Origin of the sequence: Pseudomonas sihuiensis, assembly GCF_900106015.1 — a bacterium.
Taxonomy (GTDB): Bacteria; Pseudomonadota; Gammaproteobacteria; order Pseudomonadales; family Pseudomonadaceae; genus Aquipseudomonas; species Aquipseudomonas sihuiensis.
Genome location: NZ_LT629797.1, coordinates 1,059,944 through 1,076,666, shown reverse-complemented (window position 1 = coordinate 1,076,666; position 16,723 = coordinate 1,059,944). Strand labels below are relative to the sequence as shown.

The 16,723-nt window shown below is 63.1% G+C and carries 11 protein-coding genes; 6 read left to right on the top strand and 5 right to left on the bottom strand.

Translation table 11 applies throughout. The features are described 5' to 3' along the window. Positions 1–120 precede the first annotated feature (120 nt). The 3 genes from BLT86_RS05155 to BLT86_RS05145 form a co-directional block, all read right to left on the bottom strand. A complete protein-coding gene (locus tag BLT86_RS05155) occupies positions 121–3,804 on the bottom strand; it encodes a translocation/assembly module TamB domain-containing protein (RefSeq protein WP_017677105.1) in 3,684 nt (1,227 codons plus the stop codon). Then, positions 3,801–5,528, bottom strand: a complete 1,728-nt coding sequence (locus BLT86_RS05150; protein WP_017677106.1) for an autotransporter assembly complex protein TamA — start codon at positions 5,526–5,528, stop codon at positions 3,801–3,803. Before BLT86_RS05150 ends, BLT86_RS05155 begins: the two co-directional genes overlap by 4 nt. A gap of 68 nt (positions 5,529–5,596) precedes the next feature. Beyond that, positions 5,597–6,241 (bottom strand): GNAT family N-acetyltransferase, encoded by a 645-nt coding sequence (locus BLT86_RS05145; protein ID WP_075747381.1) that lies wholly within the window; start codon positions 6,239–6,241, stop codon positions 5,597–5,599. A gap of 271 nt (positions 6,242–6,512) precedes the next feature. On the opposite strand from BLT86_RS05145, the gene xthA reads away from it, so the two are divergent. The 3 genes from xthA to BLT86_RS05130 all read left to right on the top strand — a co-directional run bounded on the left by xthA (position 6,513) and on the right by BLT86_RS05130 (position 9,958). After that, positions 6,513–7,325 carry an exodeoxyribonuclease III gene (gene xthA, locus BLT86_RS05140; protein ID WP_092375190.1) on the top strand — a complete coding sequence of 271 codons (813 nt, stop codon included), beginning with the start codon at positions 6,513–6,515 and terminating at the stop codon, positions 7,323–7,325. A gap of 101 nt (positions 7,326–7,426) precedes the next feature. After that, positions 7,427–8,806: a substrate-binding domain-containing protein gene (locus BLT86_RS05135; protein WP_092375187.1), complete on the top strand. Its 1,380-nt coding sequence runs from the start codon at positions 7,427–7,429 to the stop codon at positions 8,804–8,806. A 162-nt stretch (positions 8,807–8,968) separates the two neighbouring features. Next, complete coding sequence (locus BLT86_RS05130) at positions 8,969–9,958, top strand: TerC family protein (RefSeq protein ID WP_075747375.1); 990 nt, start codon at positions 8,969–8,971, stop codon at positions 9,956–9,958. A 93-nt stretch (positions 9,959–10,051) separates the two neighbouring features. Here the strand turns inward: BLT86_RS05130 and BLT86_RS05125 are convergent, their stop codons facing one another. Then, positions 10,052–11,281, bottom strand: a complete 1,230-nt coding sequence (locus BLT86_RS05125) for an acyl-CoA dehydrogenase (RefSeq protein WP_003460500.1) — start codon at positions 11,279–11,281, stop codon at positions 10,052–10,054. A gap of 150 nt (positions 11,282–11,431) precedes the next feature. Here BLT86_RS05125 and BLT86_RS05120 point away from each other — a divergent pair, with 150 nt between their 5' ends. Further along, complete coding sequence (locus BLT86_RS05120; RefSeq protein WP_003460507.1) at positions 11,432–12,367, top strand: LysR family transcriptional regulator; 936 nt, start codon at positions 11,432–11,434, stop codon at positions 12,365–12,367. Positions 12,368–12,616: 249 nt separating this feature from the next. On the opposite strand, the gene BLT86_RS05115 is transcribed toward BLT86_RS05120, so the two are convergent. Continuing rightward, positions 12,617–14,008 (bottom strand): MltF family protein, encoded by a 1,392-nt coding sequence (locus BLT86_RS05115; protein WP_092375184.1) that lies wholly within the window; start codon positions 14,006–14,008, stop codon positions 12,617–12,619. Between the two features lie 273 nt (positions 14,009–14,281). Here BLT86_RS05115 and BLT86_RS05110 point away from each other — a divergent pair, with 273 nt between their 5' ends. After that, positions 14,282–15,109, top strand: coding sequence for a TatD family hydrolase (locus BLT86_RS05110; RefSeq protein WP_075747371.1), 828 nt, complete (start codon positions 14,282–14,284; stop codon positions 15,107–15,109). Positions 15,110–15,193: 84 nt separating this feature from the next. Beyond that, the gene (locus tag BLT86_RS05105) at positions 15,194–16,657 is read left to right on the top strand and encodes a methyl-accepting chemotaxis protein (RefSeq protein ID WP_092375181.1); all 1,464 of its coding nucleotides are present in this window, start codon (positions 15,194–15,196) and stop codon (positions 16,655–16,657) included. The last annotated feature ends 66 nt before the right edge of the window (positions 16,658–16,723 follow it).

Sequence of the window (16,723 nt, the reverse complement as noted above, 5' to 3'; positions counted from 1 at the left end):
CCGTGGCGAATGCTCCATCGAATGGCAGGTCACGGCCCGACCATGCATCCAGACTAGCGCAGAAGCGCCGCCGATACACCCGCAGCCATGTAGGGATTTAGCATAAAGGTGGCGCGACCATCAGAAGTCCCGGCGATAGAACAGGTCGAGCGAGCTGGCCAGACCGCTGGCGGCCTCAAGGTACAGGCGCCGGCTCAGCTCGTAACGCAGAGCGATGGTGTTGGCCGGCTCGAACACACCCACGCCGTAACGCAGGCTCAGGCGCTCGGTGATATTGCCGCTGGCCACCACGCTGGTGGTCACGCCACTGCCCTCGGTGTCGAGCTGAAAATCCTGAATACCCAGACTGGTGGCCAGGCTGGTGGTGAGCGAACTGCTGCCGGCCAGACCGAGCGCCAGCGCTGCCTGGCCAAGCATGTTGTTGTCCCCCGTGCTTTGCCCCAAAGGCCGGCCCAGCACCAGATAGGACAGCGCCTGTTCCTGGCTCATGGCCGGCTCGGCGAAGACCGTGGTGCTCGGCTGCTCGGCGCTGCCGGACAGACGGATACCGGCGACGACCGTGTCGACCCGGCGAATCGCTTCCACATCGAGGAACGGCTGATCGATAGGTCCGGTGAACAGCAGGCGCGCGCGGCGAATGGTCAGGCGCTGGCCGTAGGCGCGATAGCGGCCGTTGACCAGATCCAGTTCACCGCGGGTATCGAGGTTATCGCCGATGTGCACGCGTCCACGCAGGTCGGCAGTCAGGCCAAAACCGCTGAAGGCCAGCTTGTCCTGCCCCACCTCGACATCGACATCCATGGCGACGCCCATGCCCTGCTCAGCTTCCGGGGTTTCACGACCGACCACCCGTGCATCACCGGAAACCTTGACCGTCGACGGCGGTAGTTCACGTACGCTGATCAAACCACGCGGCACACCAACCTTGCCGCTGACGGCCAGACGCTGGGCACGCAGTTGCAATTGCAGATCAGGCTCGACTTCCAGCTCGGCATACGGCTCGACCTTCACCGGCAAGCGCTGTCCCTGCAATACCAGATCGCCGCTCAGCCCCTCGGCCCAGGTCAGTTCGCCACGCAGATTGCCACGCCCCTGCTCACCGCTGCGCCAATCGCCGGAGAGCTGCACCTGCTCGCCCGCGATCAGCGCCTGCAATTGCAGGTTCTCCAGGCTGATCGGCAGTTCGCTGCCGGACAGCTCGCCGCCGTCCAGGCGCAGCTGGCCGTTGATCTGCGGCGCCAGCAGCTGGCCACTTATATTGCCGCTGCCCTGCAGCTTGCCTTCGAGCCTTTCCGCCATGGGTACGAAGGGACGCAGCACGGCGAGATCGAACCCGCTCAATCGAAACTCGCCGCTGACCGGCTTGCTCGCCGGGCGTGGGTCGATCTGCGCCTGCAGCAGCAGCTCACCCAGGCGGCTACTGACGAAACGCAGTTCGCTGTCTACCCGCTGAGGGCGCAGCGTGCTGTCCAGGCGCAGGCTGTCGTAGGGAAAGTCCAGCCACTGCTCTTCATCCGGCTGACGAATACGCAGGTTGCCGCCGCCGGCATCGAGCCTGATCTGGCCGTTGGGACCGCTGTCGGGTAGCTCGACTTTCAGCTGACCATCCAGCCGCCCCTGCCAGGCAAAGTCCTCGGGCAGCCAGGGCTGCAGGCTGGCCAAGGGGAAATTCTCCAGGCGCCAGTCCAGGCTGGGCTGTGGCATCAGCCGCTGCTGCCCGCCGCACAGGCTGGCATCGCCGGACTGCCAGCAATGCGCGCCCAGGTTCATGCGGCCGCTGGCCAGGCGCTCCAGGGTCGCCACCTGTTGCAATTGCCAATCCTGCCCGCCGCTCTGCACACGGCCACTGGCAATACGACCGCGCCAGTCGCCCTGCTCGCTCAAGCTGCCGTCCAGGGCCAACGCCAGCTGCAACAGCGGACCTTGCAAATCGATGTCCAGCGCCTGGCGACGCTGATCGCCACGACCATCGGCCTGCAGGCGCCCAAGGTAGGTATCGCCGATGCGGATGCCACGCAGATTCAAACCGATGCGCGCCTGCTGGCGGGCATCCAGCGTCGCGTCCAACTGCAGTCGCCGCAGGCTGGGGTCGCCAAAGGCCAGACGCTCCCCACTCAGCGCAAGCTGGCCTTGCGGCGCCTGCAAGGTGCCCGCCACGGACAGCTGGCCCTGTATCTGCCCTTGCAGACCGGGCCAGAGTTGCCCCAGACGCGGCAAGGCCAGTTGTAGCTGGCCACGCAAACGCTGATCCAGCGCGCCCTGGCCGCTGATCCGGTTGTCGCCCAGACGCACCAGCAATTGCTCGAGCTGCCACTGCTCGCCGCTACCGGCGCCCTGCACTTGTAATTGCGCGGGCTGGCCACGCAGACGGCCATTGAGGTCGATATCGGCCTTGGCTTGCAGCGCACCGGCATTGAAGCTGCCCGAGGTATTCAGCGGCCCTGCCAGATTACCCGGCATCTCAGCCAGCCAATAACCCGGGTCGAGGGCGCTGAGCTGCAGCATGGCCTGCCAGTCGACGCCGTCGGCAAAACCGACCTTGACCACCCCTTCGGCGCGGCCCTGGCCAGCCACCAACTGCAATTGCGGCAGGCTGACCTGGCCGAGATCGCCACTGACCGGACTGCTCAGGCTGAAGTCCCCTGCCGGCCCCTTAAGCTGCGCAGCGAAGTTACCCAGGTAATTGCCTTCGCTATAGCTGACTTCTGCCTGCAGTTGCTGCAGCGCCACGGGTGGCGGCTCGTCCAGCGGGTACAGACGCTGCCAGGGGAAATTCAGCCAATCGAGCGTGGCGTCGGCCTGAAACGCCTCACTCCAGGCGAGCGTACCGCTGAGCTGCAGATGCTGCTGATCCTCGGCTTCGATGCGCAGCAATTCGATATCCGCGCCCCTGGCATCGACCCTGCCGCGCAGGGTCAGCGGCATCGGCGCCTGCTCGGCGGGCAGAGTGGAGCTGCCGTCGATTCGATAGCCGCTGCTCAGGTCACCCTTTGCCGACAACGTCAGCGCCTGCAGGTGCAGCGTCTGCGGCAAGGCGCTGCTGGCCTGAAAATCCTGGCTGGTCAGGCGCAGTTCGGCGGGCAGGTGCTCGGCCAGCGCCTGCACCTGTCCTTCGAGACGGGCGTCGAGATAACCGCTGCTGTCAGCCTCGATCTTCAGGCTGCGCTGCAATTCGCCAGCTACCTGCAGTGCCACCTGCCAGGCCTTGCCATCGACTTCCGGTAACTGCAGGCGGCCGCTCAGGGCCAAGGGCCAATCGCCCTGCGGCGTCAGCTGGCCACTGAGGTCCAGGCTCAGGTCATCACGTTGCAAGACCAGGCGCTGCAGCTCCACACCCTGCTCGTTCCAACTGGCGCTCAGTTCGAGATCGCTCAGTTGCGTCTGGCCGTCCAGGCGCAGTTCGCCCAGTTGGATATCGCCCATTTGCAAGCGCAGTGGCAGGTTGAGGTTCGGCAGGCTCAACGGCTCATCGCTGGCCTCCCCACTGTCGGGCAGGGTCACGGCCACCTGCTGCAGATGCAGACGATCCAGGCACAGCGTCAGGCGCAGCAGGCAGGACGGTGACCAGGCCATGTCCAGCTGCTGCAGCTCAACCCGCATATCGTCTTGCTGCCAGATCAGCGCATCGACCTGCCAGGCACCGCCCAGACGCCCTGCGAAGTTGTCGACTTGCAGGCCTGGCACCTGGGCCAGCAGCCAACGACTGCCACCCTGGGTGCCCAGCAGCGCCCACAGGGCCGCGACGAGCAGCAACACCAGACCGAGCAGACCGCCGGCCAGCCACTTCAACAGGCGCCGGGTCATAGCTCAGGCCCCATGGAGAAATGCAGGCGTACGCCACCGTCGTCGTCTAGCGCATGAGCGAGGTCCAGGCGCAGCGGGCCCACCGGTGAAACCCAGCGCACGCCGAAGCCGACGCCGGTCTTCAAGGTGGGAATGTCCAGCGAATTGAAGGAATTGCCCTGGTCGATGAAAGTCGCCAGGCGCCACTTGTCGGTGAGGCTGTACTGGTACTCGGCGCTGGCGGTGAACAGGTAGCGGCCACCAATCTTGTCGCCGCGATTGTTCTCCGGCGACAGACTCTGATAGTCGTAACCGCGCACGCTCTGATCGCCACCGGCGAAGAAGCGCAGCGACGGCGGCACGGCAGAAAAACCATTGGTTTCGGTACCGCCAAACTGCACCCGCCCGAGCAGACGGTGATTATCGAATACGGTAGTCAGGCCCTTGAGCATGACGTTACCGTGCAGCACGTTGGCGTCGGACAGCACGCCATCGACAGCGCCGCGCAAGTCGAACTGCACGCGGTAGCCCTGATTCGGGTCGAGGCGGTTGTCGCTGCGCAGCAGCGAGTAGCTGACGCCCGGCATCAACAGGGTGCTCAGCCCGGAATCGTCACCCAGGCGATATTCCTCACGCTGCCATTTCACCGACAGCACGCGCTGCCAGCCACCGGAGCGCTGGCTGTGCCATTCCGGACCGAGGGTAAGTAGCCGGCTCAAGCTGTCCTTGCTGGCCAGCTCCTCATACTGATAACCGCCGGCCAGGCGCAGTTTGTCGGTCAGTGGCGGGTCACCGGGAATGTCGTACCACAGGCCAACGTTCTGTCTGGGAGCGGACAATTCGGTTTCCACCCCGTAGCTGTGCCCCTGCGGATTGCGCCAGTGGCGCGTCCAGTTGGCGCGCAGGCGCGGCCCGACGTCGGTGGAAAAGCCCAGTCCCAGGCCCATGGTGCGCGGCTCTCGCACCTGCAGCGCCACCGCCACTGGAATACGCAACTGGTCGGCCTGGGTCGGGATGGCGTCGACCCGCACCGATTCGAAATAGCCACTCGACTGCAGCGCCTGATACAGCTCGGCGATCAATTCGGAGTCGTAGGGTGTGTCCGGATCGAACGGCACCATGCGCAGCAGCAGCTCTTCATCGAACGGGAAGTCACCGCTGAAGGCGATATCGCCCAGGCTGTAACGCGGCCCGCTGACGAACACCAGCTCGATATCGGCCACCCCGGCAGCCGGATCGATTTCCAGGCGCTGCCGGGAGAATCGGCCGTCGAAGAAGCCGTAGCGCGAGGCCTGATTCTGGATCAGTCGCTTGGCATCCTCATAGCGCCCATGGTTGAGCACCGAGCCTGGCTGCAAACGACCGGCACTGGGTACACGAAAAGCAGACAGCTCGCTGGCAGGCCCTTCGATACGAATGTCCACGTTGCGCAGGCGAATGCGCTCGCCGGGCTCGACCTCGATCACAAGGCGCGGCGTTGCGCCCTCTTCGATACGGCTACGAATGCGCGCCTGGTAATAACCCAGGGCCTGAGCCGCCTTGTCGGCCTCGTTCTCGGCGATACGCCGCAAGCGCCGCAACGACTGCGCATCACGCCCATCGAGGCTGCCGACATAACCTTCGATATTGGCCTTGAGAGCCGAATTGCTCGGGGTGATTCGTACGTCGAGTTCGCTCGCTGCGAAAGCACCCGTACTGATCAGCAGCAGCGCCAGGCTACGCTGAAAATGTCCATATACGCTCATGGCGGAGGATGCTACCACGGAGCGGAGCCCACGCCAGAGCCGTTGAACGCGCGCCAGACAGCCGCAGTTCAGGCGCTGGCTCTGACCACCGGTTGTGGGTTGGGATGAAAGAACACGTGTTCGACCACCGGGCCTATGGCCAGCTCGCCGATTTCCTCGTAGCCCTGGCGCCGGTAGAAATCCAGATAGCGCGCATTGCCGGTATCCAGCACCACGCCTTGCGAGCCGCTGTCCTGTGCACACCAGTCGTGCAGCGCCTCGAGCAACTGCTCGCCGTGATGCTGCCCCTGAAACTCGGGGTGAATGCCCAGTAGCGGCAGCACGTGGTAAGGCCCGGGCGGCAGACTGGCAAGCACCGCATCGTGGTACTCGAGATAGCGCTTGGTGCAGCTGAAACCGGTGCTCAGCAGCATGCGCAGACGCCACCCCCAACTTTCGGTGATATCCAGGCGGCGCTGCGGTGGCGCGATCAGTGCTGCGCCGATCAGGCGGTCATCGATCAGCAGGCCAATGGCCGGCAGATCCTCGGCGAAGTGCTGCTGCACAAGTTCGCGAATCGTCGCGCGTACACGCTGATCAAAACCCGGTCGCTGCGCTTCGAACAGGTAGGCGAAGGTCGGCTCGTGGCGATAGGCGTGGTAGAGCAGCGAACGGACCTCGCGGGCGTAACCACCATCAAGCATGCGCACTTCTGCTGGAGCGTTGTTGGGCATGGCAGACCTCTGTTGTTATGCGTTGTGGGTCAGGCGCGTCCCATCCAACTTAGCACCACCTCATGATGCCCGCCAGGCGCTGGCCGCGAGCGCCGAGGATCGGCTAGCATCGCCGTTTAATCTGAAAGTCGCGCAGCGACACCTTCCTCATGCCCTTCCCCTTTCGGGAGAAGGTGGCGCGAACCACCGGATGAGGGAAGGCATGCCGCGAAGGCTTTCATCATCCGGGATGCCTCTCATGGCATGCCCGTTAGCCCAGGACCCGCCGCCCATGAAAATCGTCTCGTTCAATATCAACGGCCTGCGCGCCCGCCCCCATCAATTGGAGGCCCTGATCGAAAAACACCAGCCGGACGTGATCGGCCTGCAGGAAACCAAGGTGGCCGATGAGCAGTTCCCCGAAGCCGAGATCCGTCAGCTCGGCTACCACGTGCATTACCACGGCCAGAAAGGCCACTATGGCGTTGCCCTGCTCTCGCGTCAGGAGCCACTGAGCCTGCACAAGGGGTTTCCCGGCGATGGAGAAGACTCTCAACGCCGCTTCATCTACGGCACCTTCGCCGATGCGGGTGGCAACCCGGTCACCATCATGAACGGCTATTTCCCGCAAGGCGAAAGCCGTGACCACCCGGTGAAGTTCCCGGCCAAGCAGCGCTTCTACGCCCACCTGCATCAACTGCTGGTGGAGCACTTCGATCCGCAGCAGGCCCTAGTAGTGATGGGCGACATCAACATCAGCCCGGAAGATTGCGACATCGGCATCGGCGAGCCTAATCGCCTGCGCTGGCTGAAAACCGGCAAGTGCAGCTTCCTGCCGGAGGAGCGCGAATGGCTGGCGACGCTGAAGAGCTGGGGCCTGGTGGACAGCTTCCGCCACCTCAACCCCGAGGTGAATGATCGTTTCAGTTGGTTCGACTACCGCAGTCGCGGCTTTGAAGACGAGCCCAAGCGCGGCCTGCGCATCGACGTGATCCTCGCCAGCCAGCCGCTGCAGGCGCGCTTCAAGGATGCCGGCATCGATTACGACCTGCGTGGAATGGACAAGCCCTCGGACCATGCGCCGATCTGGCTGGAGCTGGAGTGAAATACCAATGCGTGAAGAGCAGGCGCCCCGTCACAAGACTGCAACCTGACTGACTTAATCTGCGCGGCACCTTATCCCACCCACTAGAAGGTGCCTGCCGCATGCCGCGCGCCCTGTCCGCCGACCGCGACCTCTGGGGTCGTACTCTGTCCCTGCTGCTGATCGGTTTCATCTGCTACGCCCTCCCTCTTTCCGTCTTCGCCGCACTACCAGCCTCCGAGGGCAACCAACCGGTACTGCGCATCCAGGGCTCCAACACCATTGGTGCCAAGCTCGGCCCGGAGCTGGTCAAAGGGCTGTTCGAAGCTCAGGGCCTGCACGATATCCACAGCGAAGAAGGTGCCCGGGAAAACGAGCAGCGCCTGCTCGCACGACGGGCCGACGGCCGCCAGGTGATAGTCGAAGTCGCCGCTCACGGCTCTGGCACCGGTTTCACCTCGCTCAAGGACGGCAGCGCCGATCTGGCCGCCTCGTCGCGGCCGATCAAGGATGGCGAAGCCGCTACCCTGGCGCCCCTTGGCGATATGCGCAGTCCGCAGAGTGAACAGGTCATCGCCATCGATGGTCTGGCGATCATCGTCCATCCATCGAACCCGATTGGAACGCTGAGTGTGGAGCAGATCGCGCAGCTGTTTTCCGGCGAGATCGGAGACTGGGCTGCGCTGGGCGGCAAACCCGGCAAGGTTCGCCCCTACGCACGCGATGACAATTCCGGCACCTACGACACCTTCAAGGAGCTGGTGCTGGCTCCAGGCGGGCGCACACTCGCCGCCGGCGCGCAACGCTTCGAATCCAGCACCCAACTGTCCGACGCAGTGAGCAGTGATGCCAATGGCATCGGTTTCATTGGCCTGCCCTACATCCGCCAGGCCAAGGCTGTCGCCGTCGCTGCGGGCAATTCTCAGCCGATGCCACCGAGCACCACGCTGATCGCCACCGAGGACTATCCCCTGGCACGCCGCCTGTTTCTCTACAACGACCCGCAACTGGCCAATCCCTGGGTACGCGCGCTGATCGACTTCGCCCACAGCCCACGCGGCCAGGCCATTGTCGACAACAGCGGTTTCATCGCCCAGACCGTCCAGGCGGTCAAGGTCGCCGCAGATGCGCAAATGCCAGCGGAGTACCAGCAACTGGCAAAGCAGGCGCAGCGCCTGTCGGTGAACTTCCGCTTCCAGGAAGGCAGCGCAACGCTGGATAACAAAGCACATCGTGATTTGCAGCGGGTGCTGGACTATCTCAAGCAACACGACAAGCTGCAGGACAAGGTGGTGCTGGTGGGTTTCGGCGATCCGAAAAGCGACCCCGAGCGCGCCGAACTGCTGTCGAAACTGCGCGCCATGGCCGTGCGCCGCGAGCTGGCCAAACAAGGCGTACTGTTTCGTGAAATCATCGGGATGGGCAGCGAGCTACCGGTGGCGGCCAATGATCAGAACAATGGCCGTATCCGTAATCGCCGTGTCGAAGTCTGGGTCTACTGACGCCTGAAAATATTTCCTTACAAAGGGCTTGGCAGAGTAAGGGCTCGGCGCTAATCTTCGCCGCGCGTGACGCCGGGCCCCTCTGGCGGTGAGTTTTCTCACCGTGATGTCGGAGTCACTGAGTCGATTTCTTTCAACTCAGGCAGACATAAGGGAGGGCTCATGGACGCTCTACTTGCCTTTTTGACATCCCCCATTTTCGGTACCCCCGGCTGGTTCTGGCTGGCCTTCCTGGTACTGATCATCACCCTTCTGGTACTCGACCTCGGCGTGCTGCATCGCGATCAGCATGAAATCGAGATGCGCGAGAGCCTGCTGCTGTATTCCGGCTACTTCAGTGTCGGCGTCGCCTTCGGCGGCTGGATCTGGTGGCAGCTCGGCGGTACCAAGGCGATGGAGTACTACACCGGTTTCCTGGTGGAGCAATCGCTGTCGATGGACAACGTCTTCGTCATGGCGATGATCCTCGGCTACTTCAACATCCCGCGTAAGTACCAGCACCGCGTGCTGTTCTGGGGCATTCTCGGGGTGATCGTGCTGCGCGCGATCATGATTGGCCTGGGCACGGCGCTGGTGCAGCAGTTCGACTGGATTCTCTACATCTTTGGCGCCTTCCTGCTATTCAGCGGCGTCAAGATGCTGCGCAGCGGTGACGAAGAGTCGCATCCAGACCTGGCGCAGAATCCGGTGATCCGTTTCGTGCGCAAGCACATTCGCGTCACCGATGAGCTGCACGAAGGCAAGTTCCTGGTGCGTCTGAAGGATCAGGTCAGTGGCAAGCCGCTGCTCTATGCCACCCCGCTGCTGCTGGCGCTGGTGCTGATCGAACTGGCCGACCTGGTGTTCGCGGTGGACAGCGTGCCGGCGGTACTGGCCATCTCGCAGGACCCGTTCATCGTCTACACCTCGAACATCTTCGCCATTCTCGGCCTGCGCGCGCTGTATTTCGCCCTGGCCGCACTGATGCACCGCTTCATCTACCTGAAGTACGCCCTGGCGCTGGTGCTGATGTATATCGGCGGCAAGATCTTCCTGCACGACCTGATCAAGGTTCCCGCCCTGCTCTCGCTTGGCGTCACCCTGGGGCTGCTGGCAGGCGGGGTGATCCTGTCGCTGCTCAATACCCGCGACCAGAAAGCCCCGCAACACTGAGAAACGGCGTAGCCGGTCGACCGAGCAGCAGCGTCGACGGTTCACGAACAAAGAGGCCCGCAGATGCGGGCCTCTTTGCTTTGGCTTGCGGGATCAGCGGCTGGCTTTCATCACGTCGCGCGGCACGTACTTGCCAATCTCGAACTTGCCGATGGCTGCGCGGTGCACCTCGTCCGGGCCATCGGCCAGGCGCAGGGTGCGCTGCATGGCGTACCAGTAGGCCAGCGGGAAGTCGTTGGAGACGCCCGCGCCGCCGTGCATCTGGATCGCCCGGTCGATCACCTTGAGCGCCACGTTGGGCGCCACCACCTTGATCTGGGCGATTTCGCTGGCGGCGATCTTGTTGCCCACGGTATCCATCATGTAGGCCGCGTTCAGGGTCAGCAGACGCGCCTGGTTGATCTCCATGCGCGAATCGGCGATGTGATCGATATTGCCACCCAGGCGCGCCAGCGGCTTGCCAAAGGCGGTCCGCGAAACAGCGCGCTTGCACATGAGTTCCAGGGCGCGCTCGGCCATGCCGATCGAACGCATGCAGTGGTGGATACGGCCCGGGCCGAGGCGCCCCTGGGCGATCTCGAAGCCACGCCCTTCACCAAGCAATACGCTCTCGTAGGGCACTCGCACGTTCTCGAACAGCACTTCGGCATGGCCATGTGGCGCGTCGTCATAACCGAACACCGGCAGCGGGCGCAGTACGGTGACGCCTGGTGCATCCATCGGCACCAGGATCATCGAGTGCTGCTGGTGGCGCGGCGCGTCCGGGTTGGTCAGGCCCATGAAGATCATCACCTTGCAGCGCGGGTCGCAGGCACCGGAGGTCCACCACTTGCGGCCGTTGATGACCCACTCATCGCCCTCGCGGCGAGCATTGGCCTGCATGTTGGTGGCGTCGCTCGAGGCCACGCCTGGCTCAGTCATGGCGAACGCGGAACGAATCTCGCCGGACAGCAGCGGCTCCAGCCATTGCTGCTTTTGCGCCTCGTTGCCGTAACGCACCAGCACTTCCATGTTGCCGGTATCCGGCGCGGCGCAGTTGAACGGCTCGGGGCCGATCAGCGAACGCCCCATGATCTCCGCCAACGGTGCATATTCGGTGTTGGTCAGGCCCGCGCCATAGTCGGACTCGGGCAGGAACAGGTTCCACAAACCTTCGGCTTTGGCCTTGTTCTTCAGCTCCTCCATGATCGCGGTCGGCTGCCAACGATCACCTTCGGCCACCTGCTGCTCGAACACCGCTTCAGCCGGGTAGATGTGCGCCTCCATGAATGCACTGACGCGCTCACGCAGCTCTTGAACCTTCGGGGAATAGGCGAAATCCATGGAATTACCTGTTTGTAATAAAGGGTGAGAGGTTGTGGAAATGATGCTAGAACAGCGCTTAGGATTTATCTAACCTATTTTCAGCGTGTATGAACATTCATAACCTATATATGATCGATTGATATCGACGCCCCCTGGAGCACTGCCGGCATGAACCTGACCAAGGTGGACCTGAACCTCTTCATCGTCTTCGACGCCATCTACACCGAGGCCAACCTGACCCGTGCCGGACAGATCGTCGGCATCACCCAGCCGGCGGTTTCCAACGCCCTCGCCCGCCTGCGTGAAACCTTCAACGACCCGCTGTTCGTGCGCACCGCCCAGGGCATGGTGCCCACGCCCATGGCGCAGAACATCATCGGCCCGGTGCGCAACGCCCTCCAGTTGCTGCGCGTTTCCGTGCAGGAAAGCCGCACCTTCAACCCGCAGCAGGCCGGCAAGACCTACCGCATCAGCATGACCGACCTGTCGGAGCAGATCCTCCTGCCACCGCTGTTCCAGCGCCTGCGTCGCCTGGCGCCGAGCGTATGCATCGAGAGCTTCCTGGCCAAGCGCCGCGAGACCACCAAGGAGCTGGCCGCCGGCCGCCTCGACTTCGCCGTCGATGCACCGCTCAACACCGACCCGCAGGTTCGTCACGTCAAGCTGCTGGATGATCGCTATGTCTGCGCCATGCGCCCTGGCCACCCAATGGCCAAGGAAAAGATCAGCCTCGACGAATACCTGTCGCTGAGCCACATCCACATCTCCAGCCGCCGCAGTGGCTTAGGCTATGTGGATCTGGCCCTTGGCAAGATGGGCATCCAGCGCAAGATTGCCCTGCGCTCGCAACACTATCTGATGGCCAGTAGCGTGATACAGCAGACCGACATGGTGATGACCGTGCCGGAGCGTTTCGCCCGCCGCCACAACCTGCATCATGTGACCTTACCGGTCGGTGATGTGCCGGCGCTGGAAACGCACCTGTACTGGCATGAGAGTACCGATCAGGACCCGGCCAACCGCTGGATGCGCGAGCAGATGATCGAACTGGCGCAGCAGGTCATTGCGCAGGAAAAGAAAGCTGATCAGGCCGCTACCGCCTGATCGTTCAGCGCTTGATGCAAGAAGGCCCGCATGTGCGGACCTTCTTGCTGGTACCTGAACGCAGGATGGTGATGCCGAAGCTGGCCTGGGTGGCGGTGATGTTCTTGATCAGGTTGTTCATTACAACCCTTCCTTCGTGTGTGGAGTTGATGGCGCACAGAATATCCAATGCACTCGATTAAAAAACAGCAAAAAACCGGCAATTAATATCGAATAAATAAATATCTACTTGGCCGTCAGACGCTGCCTTTACGGTTCGAGCAGATAGCGCTCACGGTCATAAGCAAGGTAGTACTTATTCACCGCATTCACATAACTCACCACGCCCATGCCCATCTGCTCCATGGCCACACGTTCGACCTGGAAGAACCACTGATTGGGATTGAGGCCACGCCTGCGAGCCTCGGCGCGCAGGCTCTGCACCCGCTGCGGCCCCAGGTTGTAGCCAGCCAGGACGAAGGCCATGCGCTCGCGCTCGTTGAGCTGCGGGCTGTTGAAGAAGTTGCGGCGGATCATCGCCAGGTACTTGCTGCTGGCCTGGACGTTACCGTCGAGGTTCTGAATGTTGCTCACCCCGACGCTACGCGCTGCCGCCGGGGTGATCTGCATCAGCCCGGTCGCGCCGCTGGCGCCGCGCGCCGATGGGTTCAACGTCGACTCCTTGAATGCCAGCGCAGCCAGCATCAGCCAATCGAAACCCTGCTGCTCGGCATGCTGCTGCAGCACCGGGCGCACCTTCTCCAGACGCTGTCGTTCAGTGCGCCCCAGCGGCGAATGCACCTTGTATAAGCGGCGATAGACACGCTGGAACGCCGCATCCTGGTCGGCCGGGCTCTGATAGCTGCTGAAGAAACGGTCGATACTGGCTCGTAGCATCGGCGCATCGGGGCGCATGAACCATTTCATGTCGCCATCACGTGCCAGGACCAGATGCTTGTCGACGCGCAACTTGGGCATCACCTTGGCCCAACGTTCGGCGATCGGCAGCTCCACCGCAGTACGCTCGAAGATGCCGGCCTGGACCATTTCCAGTACATCTTCGACGGCCAGGCTGGGGTCGACCCACTCGACCACGATGGGCGGCAGTTTGCGCTCAGCCAGTTGCTGGTTGATCAACCGTAGCGCGTCACCCACGGCGCTACCCGCTGGCAATGAAAGACTACGCCCGGCCAGCTGTTCGAGGCTGCGGTAATGCCGGTTACCCTGCTTCGACACCAGCACCAGCGGTACTTCGCGGCGAATCGCCGTACTGGCACTGACATCATGCCCGGTGCGCACATTGAGCAGTTCGCCGGGCGCAACCAGATCGCCCTCGCCGCGCTGCAATGCGCCAAGCAACTGATCCTTGGCTTTGGGGATGATCTTCAGTCTGAGGCTGCGACCATCTCGGGCATTGCGGTTGAGGTACTGCTCGAACGCCCGTAGGCGGTGATATTCGACGCCAATGCTCTGGCCCTTGACCGAGCCCGAGCTGTTGCGGCTCTGATTGACCAGCACCCGTAGCTCACCACTGCTGCGAATCGTCGGCAGATCGCGCGCACTGCGGGCCTGACTGCCGACCTCCGGCGGGCCGGCCACGCGCGCACTGACCGACAACGGCAGCGCAGCCAGTAGGCACAGGATCAGCAGCAATCGCGACATCGACTCTCCAGGGAAGGCGGTAGACCGCCGAAGCCTCATCCGGTTGGTGGCTGCTGTACGCCGATACGCGACAGGCGGCTACTGACCGTATACCCGCCAAACAAGCTCCAAGGGCGGCAGGGGCGCGGAGATTGGCACAGCAGAGCGCTGCCGCGCCACCCCACAACCTTGCATCAACCTTAAAAACAGCGACCAACTTATTGTTTTAAATCGACTTCCTGACGAACGGATAGCATCTGCTATTCTGCCCCCTCGCGTTCAACAGGTGGCACCATGCAACTCATCGATATTGCCGTCAATCTCACCCACCCCAGCCTCGCGGTGCAGGCCGAGGCGCTGCTCGAACGCGCCTATGCAGCCGGGGTGTGTCAGTTGGTGCTGACCGGCACCAGTCTGAATGAAAGCGAGGCCAGCCTCGCACTTTGCCGACAGTTGGATAGCAGCGGCCAGCGCCTATTTAGCACCGCCGGAGTTCACCCGCACGATGCAAGCTCGTGGAATGGCGCCAGCAGCCGCACGCTCAAGGCGTTACTGGCCGAGCCACAAGTGCGCGCCGTAGGCGAATGCGGACTGGATTTTGATCGCGACTTCTCGCCACGCCCGGCGCAGGAAAAAGCACTGGAGGAACAACTGGCCCTGGCCGTCGAGTTGCAGATACCGGTGTTTCTGCATGAACGCGAAGCCAGCCAGCGCCTGCTGGAAATCCTGCATGACTATCGTGACCGACTGCCAGCGGCCGTGGTGCACTGCTTTACTGGCGAACGCTCTGCACTCTATGCCTATCTCGATCTCGACCTGCATATCGGCATCACCGGCTGGGTCTGCGACGAACGTCGCGGTACGCACCTGCATCCGCTGCTCAAGGATATCCCCGGCGAGCGCCTGATGCTGGAGACCGATGCGCCCTTCCTGTTACCGCGCAGCCTGCGGCCAAAGCCCAAGAGCGGGCGTAACGAGCCTGCCTTTCTCGGCGAGGTGCTGCGCGAGGTGGCGTTGCACCGCGGGCAAAGCGAGGAAACCCTGGCGGCACAGACCACAGCCTGTGCGCGAGCGTTCTTCGATATGCCAGCCATAGTCGAAGACTCGACGCAAGAGTATTGATTGGCGTCAAGACCCTGGCTGTGTACCGATGCATACTGCTGGCACTTGGCCAATAGCGAACGCAGCGAGACGGATAACAACAGCATGGGCGCCTGGATCAGCGATCTTTCTCTCAAGTACAAATTCTGGGCGGTCAACGCCGTCGCCTTCGTCATCAGCCTGATGCTAGTGCTGTTCGCCCTGCATACCGAGCAACAGGCACGCAGCGCCGATGCCAAGCAGTCTGCAATCGCGCAGGCGCGCCTGCTCCAGCAGTGGCCGCAGCAGGCGGCACTGCCCAGTTCGAGCAACATCCAGGTGGGCAACGGCAGCCTGCCAGGTGCTCAAGGTGGCCCCGACGCCAGTGGCTGGCAGGCCGTGCAGCATGACGCCCGGTTAGGCGACTCGCCGGTGATCGGCGCGCAGCGCGTCACCCTCAGCGATGGACGCACCCTGGCGGTCATGGCGCGCGCGCCCAGCCTGCTCGACCTGTTCGCCCAGCACGCGCTGACCTATGCCGTCGCAGTTGCCGTGTTGATGCTGTTGCTGCTGGCTGCTTCGCAGCTGTTGATCCGCTTTCTGCTCAGCCATCTCAACACCCTCAAGGACGTGATACTGCAAGCCGAGCGCAGCGGCGACCTGTCCCTGCGCGTCCCTCTGAGCAGCCGTGACGAGGTCGGCCAGATGGCCGCCGCCTTCAACGCCATGCAAGCCGGCTATCAGCGCGTGGTCGGCACCGTCGGCCAGGTGGCTGACGAGCTGAACAGTGGCACCCGCGATATGGCCGAGCGCATGGGGGCGGTGCGTCAGGGCATGCTCAGCCAGCAAAGTGAAACCGATCAGGCTGCCACCGCGATCAACGAGATGTCGGCGACCGTGCAGCATATCGCCGATCACGCTGGTACCACCCGCGATCAGTCGCTCAATGCCGATCAGCTAGCGCGCGCAGGCCAGCAGGTGGTCGAACGGGTCGAGCAATCCATCGCAGCCCTGTCGCAGGGCGTACGCCAAAGCGCCGCCAGCATCGAGCGCCTGGCCGAAGACAGCCAGCACATCAGCCGCGTGGTCGGTGTGATTCACGGCATCGCCGAACAGACCAACCTGCTCGCCCTCAATGCCGCCATCGAGGCCGCCCGCGCCGGTGAAATGGGTCGCGGCTTCGCCGTGGTCGCCGACGAGGTGCGCAACCTGGCCAAGCGCGTGCAGGACTCCACCGACGAAATCACCCAGATGATCGGCAACCTGCAGGGCGGCACCCGCGACGCCGTGGAGTTCATGCGCGAAAGCTCGGAGAACGCCAACCATTGCGTACAACTGGCGCAAGAAGCCGGCGAGTCGCTGGCGGCGATCACCGCCGCCGTGGCGCTGATGCGCGACAGCAATACACAGATCGCCGTGGCCGCCACACAGCAGAGCCAGGTGGCCGAAGAAATGAGCCGCTCGGTGGTGGGCATTCGTGACGTCACCGAACAGACCGTTGGCCAGACCCTCGAATCGGCCGCCACCAGTCAGCAACTCGCCCAACTGGCAGGCGAGCTGAACAAGGCCATCGGCCAGTTGCGCCTGTAGAGGTGGCCCTTTAGGCATAAGCCTATCTGCGCCATAGCCAGGAGCAATTCGCTCTGCATGGGCGGC

Excerpts from the sequence above, each read along its gene's own strand:
- BLT86_RS05130 (WP_075747375.1), top strand. The coding sequence starts at position 8,969 with ATGGACGCTCTACTTGCCTTTTTGACATCCCCCATTTTCGGTACCCCC.
- BLT86_RS05135 (WP_092375187.1), top strand. The coding sequence starts at position 7,427 with ATGCCGCGCGCCCTGTCCGCCGACCGCGACCTCTGGGGTCGTACTCTG.
- BLT86_RS05105 (WP_092375181.1), top strand. The coding sequence starts at position 15,194 with ATGGGCGCCTGGATCAGCGATCTTTCTCTCAAGTACAAATTCTGGGCG.
- BLT86_RS05150 (WP_017677106.1), bottom strand. The coding sequence starts at position 5,528 with ATGAGCGTATATGGACATTTTCAGCGTAGCCTGGCGCTGCTGCTGATC.
- xthA (WP_092375190.1), top strand. The coding sequence starts at position 6,513 with ATGAAAATCGTCTCGTTCAATATCAACGGCCTGCGCGCCCGCCCCCAT.
- BLT86_RS05115 (WP_092375184.1), bottom strand. The coding sequence starts at position 14,008 with ATGTCGCGATTGCTGCTGATCCTGTGCCTACTGGCTGCGCTGCCGTTG.
- BLT86_RS05120 (WP_003460507.1), top strand. The coding sequence starts at position 11,432 with ATGAACCTGACCAAGGTGGACCTGAACCTCTTCATCGTCTTCGACGCC.
- BLT86_RS05155 (WP_017677105.1), bottom strand. The coding sequence starts at position 3,804 with ATGACCCGGCGCCTGTTGAAGTGGCTGGCCGGCGGTCTGCTCGGTCTG.
- BLT86_RS05125 (WP_003460500.1), bottom strand. The coding sequence starts at position 11,281 with ATGGATTTCGCCTATTCCCCGAAGGTTCAAGAGCTGCGTGAGCGCGTC.
- BLT86_RS05110 (WP_075747371.1), top strand. The coding sequence starts at position 14,282 with ATGCAACTCATCGATATTGCCGTCAATCTCACCCACCCCAGCCTCGCG.
- BLT86_RS05145 (WP_075747381.1), bottom strand. The coding sequence starts at position 6,241 with ATGCCCAACAACGCTCCAGCAGAAGTGCGCATGCTTGATGGTGGTTAC.